Below are 18,287 nucleotides of genomic sequence, written 5' to 3'. Positions count from 1 at the left end.
TGACATGGAGGGTGTATGAAGGTAAATAAGTTCAGCCGGATGTATCTGGTTGGCATGATCTGTATACTTTTGTCCGGTTTTTTTCCGTATTTCAGATATCGTTTTACGATACAGGATGTAGAAACTTTGAAGCAGGGGTATCCTTTATTGAATCTGAAAAAGCTGGCAACACAATATAGCGGTATGGGAGAAATCAACTTTTTTACGCGTGTTGTGCCATATTTTATTTTACTTGCGGGAATTGCCGGAATTGTATTGATATTGATCTATTTTGCAGGAGACCATGATACATGGAATATATTTAATCTGAATATGTTTATTCCTGTTGTAGCTTCGGGTGTTGGATTATTTATTATAAGACACCATCAGACGATCCGGGCAATTCGTGAAATATTGAACGACACTACAGAGAGTATGCACGAAAGCGGTTATACAGGATCTGCCGGATACGGAGCAGGATTTTATCTATTGGCAGCGGGCGTTATGATCAGTCTGGTGAGTGCGGTATGCTTCTTTGCACTTGATAAATAATTGAGGTATGAGAGATGGCAAATGAAAAGATTTTGTTGGTGGAAGATGATTTTGCACTTGCAATGGGAACAGAATATACATTAAAAACTGAAAATTACGAAGTCGTGAAAGCCTCGAATCTGGCAGAAGCGAAAGCACTGTTACAGCCGGACATTGATCTTGTATTATTAGACGTGATGCTTCCGGATGGAAATGGCTATGATTTTTGCCGATATATAAGAGAACATGATAATTATGTTCCTGTCATATTCCTGACGGCGGTTTCTGATGAGGTGAATCTGGTACAGGGGTTGGAACTTGGGGCAGATGATTATATTGCAAAGCCTTATCGCGTAAAAGAACTTCTGACAAGGATTGCAGTTATCTTGCGTCGGCAGAAATATAATTCCGATACAAAAGAAAAGAAGGAAGAAACGGAAGCGGACATTATATTCGGACATACAAGACTTGATAACAGGCTTTATAAGATTTATCAGAAAGAACGAAATGTAGACTGTACACCGAGCGAATTCCGTTTATTAAAAGAACTGGTGACACATGCGGATCAAGTACTTACCAGAAAACAGCTGATTGAACGGCTATGGGATGTAGATGAAGCATTCGTAGATGATAATACCTTGTCTGTTTATATCAAACGTCTGCGCGATAAGCTGGAAGAGGATGCGGTCTACATTCAGACTGTCCGCGGAATCGGCTATACCTTTTCATTAGGCAATTCAACTAATAAGTAAATATATATTATAAATTAAAATAAAAAAGATGCTATTACATATTATTACGCAAGACACTTCCGTTCTAATCCTCGTGCAGTGGTACATAAAGCAGCAAAATACGCTGCTTAAGTACCAGCCTCGGATAAGGCTTGCTTCATAATAGTAATGACATCTTTTTTATATACTATACTGTATGTTTACTTATTAGTTGAATTGCTTATTTAAGGTTTACATAGTCTGCGGATACATAGCCGGTGTAGCTTTTGCGTCCCTTTTTAAAGGAAACTTTATACCAGTTTGTGCCGCGGCTTGTGCGGATGCCCTTTACAGTGAGCGTTTTGCCGTTTGTAACGGTTGTCAGGATCTTGCTGCTTGTATTTGCACCCTTTCTTACATTTAATACACCGCATGCAACTTTAACCTTCTGAGTTGTTTTTACAGTTGAAGCGGCAGCGGAACGCTTTCCTTTATATACAGTTTTTCCGATCTTGTTAAATGCAGTAACATGATATTTATATTTGGATGATGCCTTTGCATTTATACAGTAGATGAACTGGGTTCCATTGTTGATCGTTTTGATCTTCTTATATTTCTTTGCTTTAGTATCATAACGATAAATGTAGTAGCCATTCACACCTTTGATAGGTTCCCATGACAGGAGTTGTTTGGAGCCATAGCTCTTAACCTTTACATTTGTTACCTTTTGGGGAATTACCTTTGCGGATGTTGTAACACTTTCACCGGTGTACGTCTTGCCGTTATATTTCCTGTATGATTTGATCTGGAACTTATAGCCGTTATTGGATGTAAGACCACTCTGTGTAAATGTTGTAGTTTTTGCAGATGTGATCGTTGCGATCTTTGTCCATGAAGAACCGGCTACATCTTCTTTTACATACAGACGGTAGCCGTCGATATTGCTTTCCTTCTTCCATGTCAGCTTCACGGTGTCAGCCTTGATGGTTTCGGCTTTGAAATTCTTAACAGCTGCCGGTTTGGTCAGTACTGTTACGGAATCGGAACGATCGGTGTTTGTATTTTTGCCGCTCTTTGTATAGTAAGCAATGACGGAATAAGTATATTCTTTATTGCCGGTTAAACCTGTGTGTGTGAAGGATGTTGTATTTTTGTTCTTGATCGTTTTGAGATGTGACCATTTATTTGCATCGTTTTTCACATAGATCTTATAGCCGGATACATTTACCTGTGGATTCCAGCGGATTGTAGCGGAATTCTTTGTTGCAGATACCGTTACATCGGATACCTTGCCCGGTTTTGTGTTTCCTGTTGCGACATTTGAGTAATCAAAATAAGCTTTTTTGCCGTCTTCTACATAGTAGGCACGAACCTTATATGAATAAGAAGTACCACAGTTAAGATCTGTGTCTTTCCATGTGTTTGAAGAAGCGCCCTCTACATAGGCAGCGGTTTCATATTTTCCGGTTGACGCATTCAATCTGGAGATCCGGTAGCCGCTGACTTCTGTCTGCGCGTCCCATGTTATTGTGAGGGATGTCTCTGCCTTTTTGGATACAGCTGCATTTGTAACTGTCTTTTTCTGTGTGGTTGCATGTACCGGAGTGGAATATGCACCATAATAGTTGCCATCCTTCAACTTATAATAAGCGCGGACCTGATAACTGTATAAAGTATTGATCTCGAGATCCTTGTCGATGTAGGTCGTCTTTGAGGCACCGGTTGTTTTGCCGATCTTCTCATACTTTCCGGTTTCTTTATTCAAACGATAGATCTGATAGCCGTAAGCATATGGAACCTTATTCCATTTCAAAGTTATACTTAACATGCTGGCGGTCTTTCTTGTCAGGTTCTTGACAGCGGCAGGTTTCTTGACATAACGGAAGTTCATATCGACTCTGCCTGCGATTCCATCGACGGAACCGGAAGATGTGTACTGCCAGTAGGAGTACTTACCATCAAATGATGCATGAATGCTTCCGGTCGCACTGTCCCATCCCGGATACTGGGCGAGCCAGATCTGGTAGTTCTTTGCGATCGCATTTGAATTCACATCATTTGTAAGTAAGGATTTGTTGGCATATACCATAGCGGTATAATTCTTGCTTTCCACCTCTTTACAGAAAGCATTGCAGATCGTTGTTGCCTGAGCAACACTTAGATGTGCGCGTGCAAGTCTGCCGGTGTTGCCTGTATAATATTCAAAATCCATAACAATAGGAAGGTTGATGTCATAACCCTTGAGCAGGTTCATTGTAAAGTCAGCTTCCGCTTTGGCTTCCGCTGTGCTGATTGCCTGTGAGTAGATATAGACGCCTACATCCAGACCCGCGTCGATAGCACCTTGTAAGTTTTCCTTATATAATGCATCTGCTTCCAGTACACCGGATTCTGTTGTGCGAAGCGCTACACGGATGATCGCAAATTTGACACCATCTGCTTTTACTTTTTTCCAGTCAATTTTTCCTTGCCATCTGGAGATGTCGATACCATCGATCACATCGTAGCCGTCGAACTGGCTGTCATGGGAATAACTGCCGGTGTTGATGGCTGCGAGAGATGGACTGCTGTTATAATCTGACTGTTTCTGCAGTTCGCTGAATGCCTCAGGATCTTCGCCGTATTTCTGATTGATATATGCAACCTGTGCATCCGTCAGGGACGAACGATCAAAGGTTCCGTTTGCAACCATAGTGTTGATTGCGTCTTCATAAGATGAGTCCGTATGGCTGCCGGAAGCGGAAACGCCGGATTGTGATTGATAGGTATAAGCTGTCTGTGCGGATACATGTCCGGCATTTTTTGGCATAGAGAATGCTGCAAGGCCGGTAAGCATACCGCACAGGATGGTTGTGACTAGTTTTTTCAAGATAAATAACCTCCCATTTGTTTTGAGTGAAAATGTTTTATAAGCATATGTAAAAATAAATCCTTTGCTATTGTAAAAAAGACGTTTTTGTATTTTTACATACAGAAACATAATATTTTTTTTACATACAAAAGTCAATATATGGACGTGATTTAAGATTTACAATATAAAGAAAAGCTGCGTTTGTAAAACATATGTCAAGAGCCTTTACTGAATATTTACCCAAAAGACGGATTTTTTTAGTGAAAAGATGATCGGATGATGTTATACTTATAATATCTGTGGAATAAAACGACAAAATAATTGATACGGAAGGGAAAAACACATGGAAGAAAAAGTAGGTTTTTTTAAGACGGTTGCCGGAATGTTCAAAGGCCTGGTTCGTCCGTCGGAATATATAAAGACAGGAAGGAAAAGCTCTTGGTTTGCTATACATGTGCTGGTTATTTGTGTCAGTATTTTGCTGCCGATGGTTGTTTTCTATATTCCTGTGAGTAAAAAGATCGGATATAATCGACTGGCAGATGCAATTGATGACAGGATTGCTTATTTCAGTGTTAGTCAGGACGGTTTTTACTGTAAGAAAAAGTATGAGATGAAGCGACCGGGTGGTGCTTATATCCGGATTGATTCTACTGATTATGATACAGAATCAGATGAGATCGATGAGCTGTTGGAAGAGGGACATTATAGAACAATGGTTGTTGTATCGAATCAGGAGATTCTTTTATACAGTGATGATGCGCCTACTCGTATCAGCTGGAGCAGCGTATACAGTCATCTCCGGTCAATCGAGAAGAGGGATATATATGATAAAGAGATTCTGCTTACGTTTACAAGACGCTATGATACACCGTTTCTGATAGGTATTACGCTTGTGATGGCAGTATTGTTAATATTTATTTATTATATTGCAACTCTGATATGGGGCTTTATCATAAATGCAATAAAACGAATATTTGGTATAAGTGACGAGGTCAGTTTTTCAGATATTGTAAAGGCATCAACGCTTGTCAGAACCCCATGGTTTGCGGCTGCTGTTTTGATCGCCGGATATGTATTAAAAGGTCAGTTTGTATTTATGTATATTCTGTGTGTGATCATAACATTTGTTTATTTGATAGCAGCAATTAAATTATATGCAGATCAGATCCTGCGGATACCGGAGAAACCGGAAACAGGAGCGCAGGAAGAACATGTACCGGATGAAGATTATTATGGAGACTGATAACAGTTTCTCATTATATTATAAAATAACTATTAGGAGGCAGTATGCGTAAAACAAAAATTATATGTACATTAGGACCATCAACGGATGATGATGATATTTTAAGACGGCTTATGATCGAGGGAATGAATGTTGCTCGATTTAACTTTTCACATGGAGATCATGCACAGCATAAACGCAATATGGAACGTATTATGAAATTCAGAACAGAACTGAATCTTCCTGTTGCAACACTGCTTGATACAAAGGGACCGGAAATTCGTGTTAAAGATTTCAAAAACGGAAAGATCGAACTGAAACCGGGTCAGACATTCACACTTACAACCGATGAGGTAGAGGGTGATGAGAAGATGGTTTCGATCACATATAAGAACCTTGTAAATGACGTAAAGCCGGGTAATACGATCCTTATCGATGACGGACTGATCGAGATGACAGTGGAACAGGTATCAGAGAGTAAGATAGTTTGTCGTGTGGTAAATGGCGGACCGGTATCAAATCACAAAGGGGTAAACGTACCACGCGTAAATCTGTCTATGCCATATATCAGCGACCAGGATCGCTCGGACATTATATTCGGTATAGAAAATGATTTTGATTTCATTGCTGCTTCCTTTGTAAGAACTGCAGATGATGTATTGGAGATCCGCAAGATCTTAGATGAGCATGGATGCGATAATATCAATATCATTTCCAAAATTGAGAATATGCAGGGAGTTGAGAATATCGACGAGATCATCCGCGTGTCAGATGGTATTATGGTAGCCCGTGGCGATATGGGTGTTGAGATTCCGTTAGAAGATGTCCCTGTTATCCAGAAGATGATCATTAAGAAAGTATACAATGCTGATAAACAGGTTGTGACAGCGACACAGATGCTTGATTCCATGATCAAGAATCCAAGACCAACGAGAGCAGAGGCGACAGACGTTGCAAATGCGATCTACGACGGAACAAGTGCAATCATGCTTTCCGGTGAGACTGCAGCAGGTAAGTATCCGGTAGAGGCACTTCATACCATGATCAAGATTGCAGAGCGTGCAGAAGAAGATATTGATTATACAAAACGTTTTTATGAGAGAGGAAATATCCAGAATCCGGATATCACCAGCGCTATTTCTCATGCGACTTGCACAACTGCGATCGATCTTGGTGCGGCGGCAATCGTAACTGTAACCAAATCCGGAAAAACTGCCCGCATGATCTCCAAATACAGACCGAAATGCCCGATCATCGGATGTTCACCGGTTGAGAAGGTCTGCAGACAGCTGAACCTTTCATGGGGTGTTCAGCCACTTCTGATCGCAGAGGAGAATAATACTGATGATCTGTTTGAGCATTCGGTAGAGGCGGCTAAGAGAAACCATTATATTAAGGATGGAGAAATCGTTGTTATTACTGCGGGGGTTCCGCTTGGCGTTACCGGAACAACCAACCTGATCAAAGTACATGTAGTTGGACACATTCTGGTTAAGGGAGTTTCTGTAAACGAAAAATCTGTATGTGCCCCCTTGTGTGTAGCTGATTCAGAGGAAGAATTAATAAAAAACTACAATTCCGGTGATATTATCGTTATGAAAGAAACCAGCAATAATATCATGGAGCAGTTAAAAACTGCTTCAGCGATCGTATGTGAGAAGGACGGAAAGAATTCGCATGCAGCAATTGTTGGTTTAAGCAGGGATATCCCGGTTATTATAGGAGCGAAAAATGCAACACAGATTCTGAAAACCGGAGCAATTGTTACGGTAAAAGCAAAAGACGGAGTAGTTGTTTCATAGCTCTGTAACAAATCTTAAATTTTAAGAAATTAAGGGAAAACGTATAAAATCCATGAATTGCCATGTTGACAAGCATTAGTAATGTTGCTATAATGAACCAGAAATGTAACATTTTCGTAACAAATGTTTGGCAACATGGCATTTGTATGGGAGGTAATAAAATGTCGAAGACAACCAGAAGAATTTCAGTTGCAGTTATGACCGTAAGTCTGGCAGCAACGACAGCATTTGGTGTGATAAAAGCAAACAGTGTTTATGATGATTCCAATATCGGTATCTCGTCCGTTCTTGATCGTTATGTAGAATCTGTTCAGTTGGATACAACAGAGGATACAATATCTGCGAAGACAGAAGAACAGACAACGACAGAGACAGCTGATAAGAAGAATAGCAAGAAGACAACAAAAAAGGATAAAACAGTATCTGCACAGGCGGAAGAAGTGACATGTAAGTATCCGCAGTTTCAGGATCGTTGCCTTACAACAGTTTCCGATTCTGTAAATATCAGAGCAACCGCAAGTGAAGATGGCGAGCTGGTTGGAACACTTGCAGCAAACGGAATTGCTCTTGTAAAAGAAAAAGGTGATACATGGACGAAAATCGCATCCGGTAACTGCGAGGGATACATAAAGAATGATTATCTGGTGTTCGGTGATGATGCAGGAGCATATGCGGAAGAACATTGCAGCAAGCTTGCTACCATAACAACAGAGACCTTGAATGTTCGTGAGCAGGCAGATGGTGACAGTGATTGCGTAACCCAGATTCCCGGCGGACAGACATATGAAGTGTTAAGTCAGTCAGACGGATGGACACAGCTCCAGATCGATGACAGTGTAAGCGGATATGTAAGTTCCGATTACGTTGAGATATCCTACAATACGGTAAAGGCTGTAACAGTAGAGGAAGCAGAAGCTGCAAGAATAGCAGCAGAGGAAGAAGCAAAGAGAAAACAGGAAGAAGCAGAGGCAGAGAGACAGAGACAGCAGCAGGCAGCTCAGAACAACAGCTCAGGTGACGGTCAGTCATCAGACAACGGCAGCAGTTCAAGCTCACAGACGACAGAGGCTCCTTCAACAGAAGCACCTGCGACGGAAGCTCCTACAACAGAGGCTCCATCTACTCCGGATCCTGTACCATCCAGTGGATCGACCGGTGTTGATCTTGCAAATTATGCATTACAGTTTGTCGGTAACCCTTATGTATATGGTGGTACAAGCCTTACAAACGGTGCTGACTGTTCAGGATTTACATTATCAGTATATGCACACTTTGGAATTTCACTTCCACATTCCGCAACAGCTCAGTCTTATTACGGAACAGAAGTAAGTCTTTCAGAACTGGAACCGGGTGACCTGTTGTTCTATGGTTCAGAAGGAGATATCGGACATGTGGCGATCTACACAGGTGGCGGCATGGTAGTACATGCAAGTACAGAAGCAACCGGTATCAAGACATCGGTATATAACTACAGAACACCTGTTAAGGCAGTCAGACTGCTTGGACAATAAAGGACTACAGAAATAGAAGAAAAGCCGGTATATAGTGAGAGGATATGTTGTTCCTCCCGATATGTACCGGCTTTTCTTTTTTTATTTTTATCGAAAGGAGTCTTTACAGCTAAAGATATATTTTCATACAGAAAAAAGATACAGATGTATTTGTGTAGTTTTCATAAATTATATAAATTAATTGTTAATTTGACTAAAAAACAGAAAGAAGACGCCTTCCTTTTGTTTAAAATGACTTGAAAAAATGATGGTTTATGCTATAATAAGACTATCAATTCGGGAATCCCCGAAAAAGAAGGAGTTGGGCAACATGAATTACATAATTAGTGGAAAAAATATCGATGTTACTGAAGGCTTAAAGAATGCAGTATATGACAAGCTGTCCAAGCTTGAGAAATATTTCGCAGAAGATGCTGTTGCACAGGTTACATTTAGTGTAGAGAAAGACAGACAGAAGATAGAAGTTACGATTCCTATGAAAGGACATATCATTCGTGCAGAACAGGTAAGTGATGATATGTATGTATCGATCGATCTTGTGCTGGAAGTGATTGAGAGACAGGTGAACAGGCATAAGAAGAAGCTGATCGACAAGGAGCAGAATGCAGCATATCTCCAGAATTCATTTGTAGAAGAAGAAACAGATGAAGATGACGAGATCAAGATCGTAAGATGCAAGAAATTTGCAGTAAAGCCTATGTATCCGGAAGATGCATGCATCCAGATGGATCTGCTTGGACATAATTTCTATGTATTCAGAAACGCTGAGACAGAAGAAGTAAATGTTGTCTATAAGAGAAAAGGTAACACATACGGATTGATCGAACCGGAATTTTAATCTCAACCTGCCACACAGGAAGCTTACAGAAGCAGATCCGAAAGGATTGGCAGATGTGTAGCTGCAGAGATTTATGGATAAAGAGAAGGGTCGCCAGAATATCAACGCTGGCGGCTCTTTTTTGCGTGAAAAGTTATCGGGCTTTAGCGTTATTTCATAATGCTTTACCAAAGCTTTTCAGATTCATTCTTGATATAAATTTCATATGATGGTATTATGTACCCTGAGTAACAAGATTTGGATACGAAACCAAGAAAACAGTTAGGAGAATAATAGAATGGGATTATTTGAAAAAGTATTTGGCACACATAGTGAGAAAGAACTGAAGAAGATCGCTCCTATTGTGGACAAGATAGAAGCACTTGATTCTGATATGCAGGCATTGTCCGATGAGGAATTAAGAGCAAAGACAACAGAGTTCAAAGATAGACTTGCAAATGGAGAAACTCTTGATGATCTGTTGGTAGAAGCATTTGCAGTTGTAAGAGAGGCTGCATACAGAGTGCTTGGCATCAAGCATTACAGAGTACAGTTGATCGGTGGTGTTGTATTACATCAGGGACGTATCGCCGAGATGAAAACCGGTGAAGGTAAGACACTTGTATCTACACTTCCTGTATACTTAAACGCACTGGAGGGCAAGGGTGTTCAGGTCGTAACAGTTAACGATTACCTGGCAAAGCGTGATGCGGAATGGATGGGTAAGGTTCATGAGTTTCTTGGACTTACAGTTGGTATTATTTTGAATTCATCTACAAATGATGAAAGACGTGACGCATATGCATGCGACATCACTTATGTAACAAATAACGAACTCGGTTTCGATTACTTAAGAGATAACATGGTTATCTATAAAGAAAAGCTTGTGTTAAGAGGACTTCATTATTGCGTAATCGATGAGGTCGACTCAGTATTGATCGATGAGGCGAGAACCCCTCTGATCATTTCAGGACAGAGTGGTAAATCAACAGAGCTTTATAAAATGTGCGATTACCTTGCAAGACGTATGAAGCGTGGTGAAGGTGATGGCGAGATATCCAAGATGGATATGCTGATGAATACAGCGATCGAGGAAGACGGAGATTTTCTTGTAAATGAAAAAGACAAATACGTTATGCTGACAGCAAACGGTGTAAAGGAAGTAGAGCAGTTCTTCCATATTGAGAACCTGTCCGATCCTGAGAATATCGAGATCCAGCATAACATTATTCTTGCACTTCGTGCACATAACCTGATGTTCCGTGACCGTGATTACGTTGTAAAGGATGATGAGGTTCTGATCGTTGATGAATTTACAGGACGTATCATGCCGGGCCGTCGTTTCTCAGATGGACTGCATCAGGCGATCGAGGCAAAGGAAAATGTAAAGGTTAAGAGAGAATCCAAGACACTTGCGACGATCACATTCCAGAACTTCTTCAATATGTTTGAGAAGAAAGCGGGTATGACAGGTACAGCAAGTACAGAGGAAGAAGAATTCAGAGAGATCTACGGCATGGATGTTGTAGAGATCCCGACCAACCTTCCTGTACAGAGAATTGACCGTCCGGATTCTATCTTCAAGACAAAGAAAGAGAAATTAAACGCTATTGTTGAGCAGATCAATGAGAGTTACAGAAAAGGACAGCCTGTTCTGGTTGGTACGATCAATATTGATGCATCTGAGGAACTCAGCCATATGCTCAGCAAGAAAAAGATTCCACATAAGGTATTAAATGCAAAGTTCCATGAGCTTGAGGCAGAGATCGTTGCAGAAGCAGGTCAGAAGAATGCAGTTACGATCGCAACGAACATGGCTGGTCGTGGTACGGATATTAAGCTTGGCGAGGGCGTTGCTGAACTTGGCGGACTTCGTATCATTGGTACAGAACGTCATGAGTCCAGACGAATCGATAATCAGCTCCGTGGACGTTCCGGTCGTCAGGGAGATCCGGGTGAATCCAAATTCTACCTGTCTCTGGAAGATGATCTGATGAGATTATTTGGTTCCGAACGTGTTATGAGCCTTTATGATACATTGAAGATTCCGGAGGGCGAGGAGATTCAGCATAAGACGATTTCGAACTTCGTAGAAAAGGCGCAGAAGAAGATTGAAAGTAACAACTTTGCGATCAGAAAGAATCTGTTAGAGTATGATCGTGTAAATAACGAACAGAGAGAGATCATTTATAAGGAGCGTCGGAGAGTCTTAGATGGTGAAGATATGCATGAAGTTATCCTGAAGATGCTCAAGGATGATATCGGTGCATGTGTGGATATCGTATGCTCATCAGAAGCGGCACCGGAAGAATGGAATATTGTAGAGCTTGACAATATGATCCGTGAGATCATTCCATTTACAGAACCAATCGCACTTACTGAGCATGAGATTAAAAAGGGTGACACAGAAGAACTCAAAGAGAGATTGTATAATGAGGCTGTGGAACTCTACCATGAGAAAGAAAAAGAATTCCCAAGTCCGGAAGATATGCGTGAGATCGAGCGTATTATCCTTCTGAAGGTAATTGATAGAAAATGGACTGACCATATCGACGATATGGAACAGTTAAAGCAGGGTATCGGGCTTCAGTCGCTGGGTCAGAGAGATCCTGTTGTAGAATACAAGTTTGCCGGTTATGACATGTTCAATGAGATGACAAGAGCAATTCAGGAGGATACAGTAAAACTGCTTCTCCGTGTTAAGGTTGAACAGAAGGTTGAACGTGAAGAAGTAAATAAGGTTACAGGAACAAACAAGGATGATACTGTATCCAGAGGACCTGTAAAGAAAGCAAAAAAAATCGGAAGAAATGATTTGTGTCCATGCGGCAGCGGTAAGAAATATAAGAACTGCTGCGGACGGAACGAATAGAAATAATGTGTTGCAGCTGCAACCGATAAAGTAGGTGAGAAATTAATGATAGAGACAGACCAGTTTAAGTTCACACTGAATCAGTACAGACAACCATTAATGGAAGTAAGGGATTCACTTTGACATCGCTGGCAGAAAAGACAGCATAGGAAAATTACAATATGAGATGGAACAGCCTGGCTTCTGGGATGATGTAGCAAAGTCAACCAGTGTTTCTAGGCAGTTAAAGAAGCTGCAGGATTCGCTGGAGGAATATCAGAAGTTGGAACAGGATTTTTCGGATATCGAAACCCTGATTCAGATGGCGGAAGAAGAGGGCGATTCCTCTATGATAGAGGAGATCGGTGAGATGCTGACTGCATTTCAGAAGGAATTCGAAAATTACAGGATCAGTCTTCTGCTGTCGGGTGAGTTTGATGGTTATGATGCCGTTATGACACTTCATGCAGGAGCCGGTGGAACAGAGTCCTGTGATTGGACATCGATGTTATACAGAATGTATACCAGATGGGCGGAGAAACATGGTTTTAAGGTGGAAGTACTTGACTATCTGGAAGGTGATGAGGCTGGCATCAAGTCGGTTACGATCCAGATCAGCGGGCAGAATGCATACGGATATTTGAAATCAGAAAAAGGCGTACATCGTCTGGTTCGTATTTCACCGTTCAATGCAGCAGGCAAGCGACAGACTTCATTTGCTTCCTGCGATGTGATACCGGAGATAGAGGAAGATCTGGAAGTGGATATCAATGAAGATGATCTCCGAATCGATACTTACAGATCGAGCGGAGCCGGTGGACAGCACATCAATAAGACATCATCGGCGGTTCGTATCACGCACATTCCGACCGGTATCGTAGTACAATGCCAGAATGAGCGTTCACAGCATATGAATAAGGACAAGGCTATGCAGATGCTGAAGTCTAAGTTGTATCTGATCAAGAAACAGGAGAACCTGGATAAGATTTCGGACATTCGAGGTGAGATATTGGAGAATGGATTCGGAAGCCAGATCCGGTCTTATGTTATGCAGCCGTATACGATGGTGAAGGATCACCGGACAGGCGAAGAAAGCGGAAATGTTGCCGCAGTTTTAGATGGAGAACTCGACGGATTTATGAATGCATATTTAAAATGGTGCAGCCGGAGTGAGTAGTAATATACAAAAAAGAATGCAAAAGGAGAGACATCCACATGGTAAATATAGCAGTGTTAGGTTATGGTACAGTTGGTTCAGGTGTGGTTGAGGTTATCAATACAAACCATGAGATCATCAATAAGAGAGCAGGAGAAGAGATTAACATCAAGTATGTTCTTGATCTGAGAGATTTCCCGGGAGATCCTGTACAGCAGATACTGACACATGACTTCAATGACATCTTAAACGATGATGAAGTAAAGGTTGTTGTTGAAGTAATGGGAGGAATCAATCCTGCCTATACATTTGTAAAACAGTGCCTTGCAGCAGGCAAGAGTGTAGCAACATCCAATAAGGAACTGGTAGCTTCTCACGGACCGGAATTACTTGCGATCGCAAAAGAGAACAATGTGAATTTCTTATTTGAGGCATCTGTTGGCGGTGGTATTCCGATCATCCGTCCATTAAATACCTCTATCACAGCAGATGAAGTAACAGAGATCACAGGTATCTTAAACGGAACAACAAATTATATCCTGACCAAGATGGATCAGGAAGGTGCATCTTATGATGAAGTGCTGAAGCAGGCACAGGATCTGGGATATGCAGAAAGAAATCCGGAAGCAGACGTAGAAGGTGGAGATGCGTGTAGAAAGATCGCAATCCTGACTTCTATCGTATATGGAAAACATCTGGATTATACTAAGATCCATACAGAAGGAATCACAAAGATCTCAACAGAAGATTTCAAATATGCAGATGCACTTGGCGTATCGATCAAATTAGTAGGTACGACTAAAAAGGAAGGAGATACCTTATATTCCTTCGTTGCACCTATGATGTTAGATGAGAATCATCCGTTATCCGGTATCCATGATGTATTCAATGGAATATTTGTACATGGAAATGTTGTAGATGATATTATGTTCTACGGCAGAGGAGCAGGAAAGCTTCCAACAGCATCCGCCGTTGTATCCGATGTTGTAGACGAAGTAAAACATATGGGTAAGAATATTATGGCAAGCTGGGATGCAGAGCCGCTTCCGATCGGTGATTTCAGAGATGCGGTTAATCGTTTCTTTGTGCGTGTGAGTGCGGATTCTATTACCAAAGAAGAGGTTCAGAAATTATTTGGTGATGTGACATATGTAACAGCAGAAGGCATAGATGGAGAACTTGCATTTATAACTTCAGCCATGACTGAGGGCAGTTTTGCTGATGCTATAGCTAAAATTGATAAAATTTACAGCATAATCAGAGTAGCATTTTAGAGAAAAAAGTTGTATAACCTTAGATGACCGTTGAAAAATGTGTTATCTGCATATGGAAATAACGAGATACTCAGATAGAAAGAAAAGGAGGACACCGATGAAAAGAGCCGATTACATTAGCTGGGATCAGTATTTTATGGGAATTGCACTGCTGTCGGCAGAGAGAAGTAAAGACCCGTCAACTCAGGTTGGCGCATGTATCGTAGACGATAATAATCGTATTCTGTCGGAAGGGTATAATGGTATGCCTGCCGGATGCGAAGATGACATCATGCCATGGGGAAAGATCGGTGATCCATTGAACAATAAATATTTCTTTGTATGCCATGCGGAATTGAATGCCATCCTGAATTACAGAGGCGGCAGTTTAAAAGATGCAAGACTTTATTCAACCTTATTCCCTTGTAATGAATGTGCGAAAGCGATCATTCAGTGCGGAATAAAGGAGGTTATCTATCTGTCGGATAAATATGCAAGTACTGACAGTACAATGGCATCGAAGAGAATGTTTGATATGGCCGGGGTTGCTTATCGACCATACGAAGTAAAAGGAAAGAAGATTACGATAGATTTATGATGATTGTAAAGGAAAGTAACAGCAGAGAAGACACATACAGAATCGGGCGGGAGCTTGGCGAACAGGCTGCTCCGGGGCAGGTTTTCTGTTTCTTTGGAGACTTGGGTGTCGGAAAGACGATATTTTCGCAGGGATTTGCCAAAGGCCTAGGTGTCGATGATATTGTGAACAGTCCGACATTTACGATTGTAAAGGAGTATGATGATGGAAGACTTCCGCTATATCATTTTGATGTCTATCGAATCGGAGATGTAGATGAGATGGAAGAGATTGGCTATGATGAGATGGTATATGGTAATGGCGTATGTCTGATCGAATGGGCAAATCTGATCGAAGAGATTCTTCCGGAACATTATCAGAAGATAACGATTGAAAAAGACCTTGAAAAAGGGGTAGATTATAGAAAGATAACGATAGAAGAGGTTTAAAACTATGAAGATCCTTGCTCTGGACAGCTCAGGGCTGGTTGCATCCGTTGCCTTATTAGAAAATGACAATCTGGTTGCAGAATTTACGGTAAACAATAAAAAGACACATTCACAAACCTTGCTTCCGATGCTGGATGAGGTTGTAAAAGCAGCAGGCATTGAGCTTGATACAGTAGATGCGATAGCAATCGCAGCAGGACCCGGTTCATTTACAGGACTGCGGATCGGAGCGGCGACAGTAAAAGGCTTGTCGCTTGCACTTGATAAGCCGATCATACCTGTACCGACACTGGAAGGGCTTGCATATAATTTCTGGGGAAGTGGCAGACTTATCTGTCCGATCATGGATGCCAGAAGGAATCAGGTCTATACCGGATTGTACAGATTTGATAAATCAGGCAATCTGGTTACAGAGATGGAGCAGATACCGATGGATGTGAATGAATTGATCGATCTGCTTCTTGAAAAAGATGAAGAAGTGCAGTTTACAGGTGATGGCATACAGGTGTATGGATCTCTGATCCTGTCAAAGATGAAACATGCGTGTCTGGCACCGGCACATCTGAACAAACAGAGAGCCGGATCAGTCGCATATGCCGGAGCTTGCCGGTATGCGCATGAACAGTATATAAATGGAGACGATTTTGCTCCTGAATATCTGAGAATGTCTCAGGCAGAAAGAGAAAGAAAAGAGAAAGGTGAAGGAAATGAGTAATAGCGTCAGTGATGGCGGGGCGGCGGGGCCCTATTTAGACAACATTGAGATAAGAGAAGGCGATGAGGAGCAGTTGCTTGATATTGTTTCTCTGGGAGAAAAAGTATTTATGAGTTCCTGGAATGAGCAGATGGTTGCTACATCCATGTATGGAACATATGATACTGTACTTACAGCAGTTGACACAACGAAGGATGATAAGGTGGTTGGTTATTGCATTTTTACCGCACCATGCGAGGATTGTGAACTGCTTCGAATTGCTGTTGATAAAGATTACAGGAAATGCGGAATCGGACACAGACTGATGAAGGAAATGATTCGTATGTGTGTAGAAGACGATGGAGAAAAGATTTTCTTAGAGGTTCGTGAGTCTAATGATGCAGCAATATCAATGTATGAATCGCTAGGCTTTGATGAGATTTCCAGAAGGAAAGATTATTATAAAAAACCAACAGAAGATGCTGTTATTATGGAACTGAAGTGTTCACATTCATAATATATAGATGACAGGAATTCCCACTACAAAAGATGTGCCTTTTTTATTATAATCGACAATAGAAAAGATACAGAGACCACCGGGCAATCGGAGGATCAGGAGGAGATCATGATAGAAGTAATACGTTGTAATATGTGTGGGAAAGAATTGTCAGTCAGAAATGACATTTTGATGGAAGATGCAATTATAATTTCAAAAAAGTGGGGCTACTTCTCAAAAAAAGATGGAGAAACCCACAGGATCTGTATATGTGAAGACTGCTATGATCGGTTGTCAGGCAGCTTTGCAGTACCGGTACAGAGAGAAGAAACGGCAGAATATATGTAGAACCAGAGAGTCATTTGTATATAGAATGACTCTTTTTTCCTTACGGGAAAAGCGGTTTACAGACAGAGCGGAGATAGAAGTTGGAGGATAGAATATGTTAGATGTATGTTTGCTTGGTACAGGCGGAATGATGCCACTTCCGTACAGAGCGTTGACATCCATGATGATACGATATAATGGCAGCTCTATATTAGTTGATTGTGGTGAAGGAACGCAGGTAGCAGTCAAACAGCAGGGGTGGAGTTTTAAACCGATCGATGTGATCTTGTTCACGCATTTTCATGCAGATCATATCAGTGGACTGCCGGGATTGCTTCTGACGATCGGAAACGCAGAGCGAAAGGACCCGGTTCTGATGGTCGGTCCGAAACGGCTGGAGCGAGTAGTGAATTCTCTACGTGTGATCGCGCCGGAGCTTCCGTTTGAGATTCAGTTCAAAGAACTGACAGAAGAGGAAGAAGAATTTGAGATATGTGGATTGCGGGCAAATGCATATCGAGTAAACCATAATGTTACCTGTTATGGATATTCATTTGAACTTGACCGTGCCGGTAAATTTGATGTGGAACGTGCGCGTGCGCAGGAGGTTCCGATGCAGATCTGGAATACATTGCAGAAGGGCATGACGATAGAAGTGGACGGCAGGCTCTATACACCGGATATGGTTATGGGACCGGACCGGAAAGGACTTAAGGTCACATATTGTACAGATACTCGTCCGACACCACTTATTACAAAACATGCGGCAGGCTCAGACTTGTTTATCTGCGAAGGTATGTATGGGGAGCCGGATAAATATGAAAAAGCAGTCTCCCACAGGCATATGACGATGTATGAGGCGGCAGAGATTGCGAAAGAGGCAGAAGTAAAACGGATGTGGCTGACGCATTACAGTCCGTCGCTGATCAAACCGATGCAGTATATAGATGAAGTAAGAAAGATATTTCCGGCTGCGGTTGCAGGAAAAGATCGGATGGAGACAACGTTAAAGTTTGAAGAATGAAACATGCGGTAAACAGGAAAAAGAGGAAGATGAA

The 18,287-nt window shown here is 41.5% G+C and carries 17 protein-coding genes (1 of these 17 running past the window's edge); 16 read left to right on the top strand and 1 reads right to left on the bottom strand.

Annotation, left to right across the window (positions count from 1 at the left end; translation table 11 throughout):
• Nucleotides 1-15: 15 nt before the first annotated feature.
• Together LK416_09495 and LK416_09490 are read left to right on the top strand one after the other, a co-directional pair.
• Nucleotides 16-531: a hypothetical protein gene (locus tag LK416_09495; protein ID UEA73894.1), complete on the top strand. Its 516-nt coding sequence runs from the start codon at nt 16-18 to the stop codon at nt 529-531.
• Nucleotides 532-545: 14 nt separating this feature from the next.
• Nucleotides 546-1,262, top strand: coding sequence for a response regulator transcription factor (locus tag LK416_09490; GenBank protein ID UEA73893.1), 717 nt, complete (start codon nt 546-548; stop codon nt 1,260-1,262).
• Nucleotides 1,263-1,461: 199 nt separating this feature from the next.
• On the opposite strand, the gene LK416_09485 is transcribed toward LK416_09490, so the two are convergent.
• Nucleotides 1,462-4,089 (bottom strand): fibronectin type III domain-containing protein, encoded by a 2,628-nt coding sequence (locus LK416_09485; protein UEA73892.1) that lies wholly within the window; start codon nt 4,087-4,089, stop codon nt 1,462-1,464.
• Between the two features lie 325 nt (nt 4,090-4,414).
• On the opposite strand from LK416_09485, the gene LK416_09480 reads away from it, so the two are divergent.
• The 14 genes from LK416_09480 to tsaD all read left to right on the top strand — a co-directional run.
• On the top strand, nt 4,415-5,317 hold the full coding sequence (locus LK416_09480) for a DUF1189 family protein (protein ID UEA73891.1): 903 nt from the start codon (nt 4,415-4,417) through the stop codon (nt 5,315-5,317).
• A 44-nt stretch (nt 5,318-5,361) separates the two neighbouring features.
• Nucleotides 5,362-7,098 carry a pyruvate kinase gene (gene pyk, locus LK416_09475; protein UEA73890.1) on the top strand — a complete coding sequence of 579 codons (1,737 nt, stop codon included), beginning with the start codon at nt 5,362-5,364 and terminating at the stop codon, nt 7,096-7,098.
• Nucleotides 7,099-7,259: 161 nt separating this feature from the next.
• A complete protein-coding gene (locus LK416_09470) occupies nt 7,260-8,609 on the top strand; it encodes a C40 family peptidase (GenBank protein ID UEA73889.1) in 1,350 nt (449 codons plus the stop codon).
• Nucleotides 8,610-8,919: 310 nt separating this feature from the next.
• A complete protein-coding gene (raiA, locus tag LK416_09465; protein ID UEA73888.1) occupies nt 8,920-9,447 on the top strand; it encodes a ribosome-associated translation inhibitor RaiA in 528 nt (175 codons plus the stop codon).
• A gap of 277 nt (nt 9,448-9,724) precedes the next feature.
• The gene (gene secA / locus LK416_09460) at nt 9,725-12,298 is read left to right on the top strand and encodes a preprotein translocase subunit SecA (protein UEA73887.1); all 2,574 of its coding nucleotides are present in this window, start codon (nt 9,725-9,727) and stop codon (nt 12,296-12,298) included.
• Between the two features lie 45 nt (nt 12,299-12,343).
• Nucleotides 12,344-13,454 (top strand): peptide chain release factor 2 gene (gene prfB, locus LK416_09455; protein UEA73886.1). Its coding sequence is split into 2 segments (ribosomal slippage): nt 12,344-12,418 and nt 12,420-13,454, totalling 1,110 coding nucleotides; the frame shifts between segments, so codons are not numbered across the junction.
• A gap of 38 nt (nt 13,455-13,492) precedes the next feature.
• A complete protein-coding gene (locus tag LK416_09450; GenBank protein ID UEA73885.1) occupies nt 13,493-14,707 on the top strand; it encodes a homoserine dehydrogenase in 1,215 nt (404 codons plus the stop codon).
• A gap of 97 nt (nt 14,708-14,804) precedes the next feature.
• Complete coding sequence (locus LK416_09445) at nt 14,805-15,284, top strand: dCMP deaminase family protein (protein UEA73884.1); 480 nt, start codon at nt 14,805-14,807, stop codon at nt 15,282-15,284.
• Nucleotides 15,285-15,286: 2 nt separating this feature from the next.
• Nucleotides 15,287-15,712 (top strand): tRNA (adenosine(37)-N6)-threonylcarbamoyltransferase complex ATPase subunit type 1 TsaE, encoded by a 426-nt coding sequence (gene tsaE, locus LK416_09440; protein UEA75901.1) that lies wholly within the window; start codon nt 15,287-15,289, stop codon nt 15,710-15,712.
• A 4-nt stretch (nt 15,713-15,716) separates the two neighbouring features.
• On the top strand, nt 15,717-16,427 hold the full coding sequence (tsaB, locus tag LK416_09435; GenBank protein UEA73883.1) for a tRNA (adenosine(37)-N6)-threonylcarbamoyltransferase complex dimerization subunit type 1 TsaB: 711 nt from the start codon (nt 15,717-15,719) through the stop codon (nt 16,425-16,427).
• Nucleotides 16,420-16,923 carry a ribosomal protein S18-alanine N-acetyltransferase gene (gene rimI / locus LK416_09430; GenBank protein ID UEA73882.1) on the top strand — a complete coding sequence of 168 codons (504 nt, stop codon included), beginning with the start codon at nt 16,420-16,422 and terminating at the stop codon, nt 16,921-16,923. Before tsaB ends, rimI begins: the two co-directional genes overlap by 8 nt.
• A gap of 108 nt (nt 16,924-17,031) precedes the next feature.
• Entirely contained in the window at nt 17,032-17,250 is a 219-nt protein-coding gene (locus LK416_09425; GenBank protein ID UEA73881.1) for a hypothetical protein, read from the top strand.
• Between the two features lie 94 nt (nt 17,251-17,344).
• Nucleotides 17,345-18,253, top strand: a complete 909-nt coding sequence (locus LK416_09420; GenBank protein UEA73880.1) for a ribonuclease Z — start codon at nt 17,345-17,347, stop codon at nt 18,251-18,253.
• 29 nt (nt 18,254-18,282) lie between these two features.
• A protein-coding gene (gene tsaD / locus LK416_09415) for a tRNA (adenosine(37)-N6)-threonylcarbamoyltransferase complex transferase subunit TsaD (protein UEA73879.1) crosses the window boundary here: on the top strand, nt 18,283-18,287 show its 5' portion. Its footprint extends 1,027 nt past the window's final position; only the first 5 of its 1,032 coding nucleotides appear in the window; it begins with the start codon at nt 18,283-18,285; its stop codon lies off the right edge, out of view.

This window comes from Lachnospiraceae bacterium GAM79 (assembly GCA_020735665.1).
Lineage (GTDB): Bacteria > Bacillota > Clostridia > Lachnospirales > Lachnospiraceae > Coprococcus.
Note: the sequence above shows the minus strand (reverse complement) of the source record. Positions and strands in the feature narration are given on the sequence as shown.

What these genes read in the sequence shown, in the direction of transcription:
- LK416_09495 (UEA73894.1), top strand. Translation starts at nt 16, where the DNA reads ATGAAGGTAAATAAGTTCAGCCGGATGTATCTGGTTGGCATGATCTGT.
- LK416_09490 (UEA73893.1), top strand. Translation starts at nt 546, where the DNA reads ATGGCAAATGAAAAGATTTTGTTGGTGGAAGATGATTTTGCACTTGCA.
- LK416_09480 (UEA73891.1), top strand. Translation starts at nt 4,415, where the DNA reads ATGGAAGAAAAAGTAGGTTTTTTTAAGACGGTTGCCGGAATGTTCAAA.
- pyk (UEA73890.1), top strand. Translation starts at nt 5,362, where the DNA reads ATGCGTAAAACAAAAATTATATGTACATTAGGACCATCAACGGATGAT.
- LK416_09470 (UEA73889.1), top strand. Translation starts at nt 7,260, where the DNA reads ATGTCGAAGACAACCAGAAGAATTTCAGTTGCAGTTATGACCGTAAGT.
- raiA (UEA73888.1), top strand. Translation starts at nt 8,920, where the DNA reads ATGAATTACATAATTAGTGGAAAAAATATCGATGTTACTGAAGGCTTA.
- secA (UEA73887.1), top strand. Translation starts at nt 9,725, where the DNA reads ATGGGATTATTTGAAAAAGTATTTGGCACACATAGTGAGAAAGAACTG.
- LK416_09450 (UEA73885.1), top strand. Translation starts at nt 13,493, where the DNA reads ATGGTAAATATAGCAGTGTTAGGTTATGGTACAGTTGGTTCAGGTGTG.
- LK416_09445 (UEA73884.1), top strand. Translation starts at nt 14,805, where the DNA reads ATGAAAAGAGCCGATTACATTAGCTGGGATCAGTATTTTATGGGAATT.
- tsaB (UEA73883.1), top strand. Translation starts at nt 15,717, where the DNA reads ATGAAGATCCTTGCTCTGGACAGCTCAGGGCTGGTTGCATCCGTTGCC.
- rimI (UEA73882.1), top strand. Translation starts at nt 16,420, where the DNA reads ATGAGTAATAGCGTCAGTGATGGCGGGGCGGCGGGGCCCTATTTAGAC.
- LK416_09425 (UEA73881.1), top strand. Translation starts at nt 17,032, where the DNA reads ATGATAGAAGTAATACGTTGTAATATGTGTGGGAAAGAATTGTCAGTC.
- LK416_09420 (UEA73880.1), top strand. Translation starts at nt 17,345, where the DNA reads ATGTTAGATGTATGTTTGCTTGGTACAGGCGGAATGATGCCACTTCCG.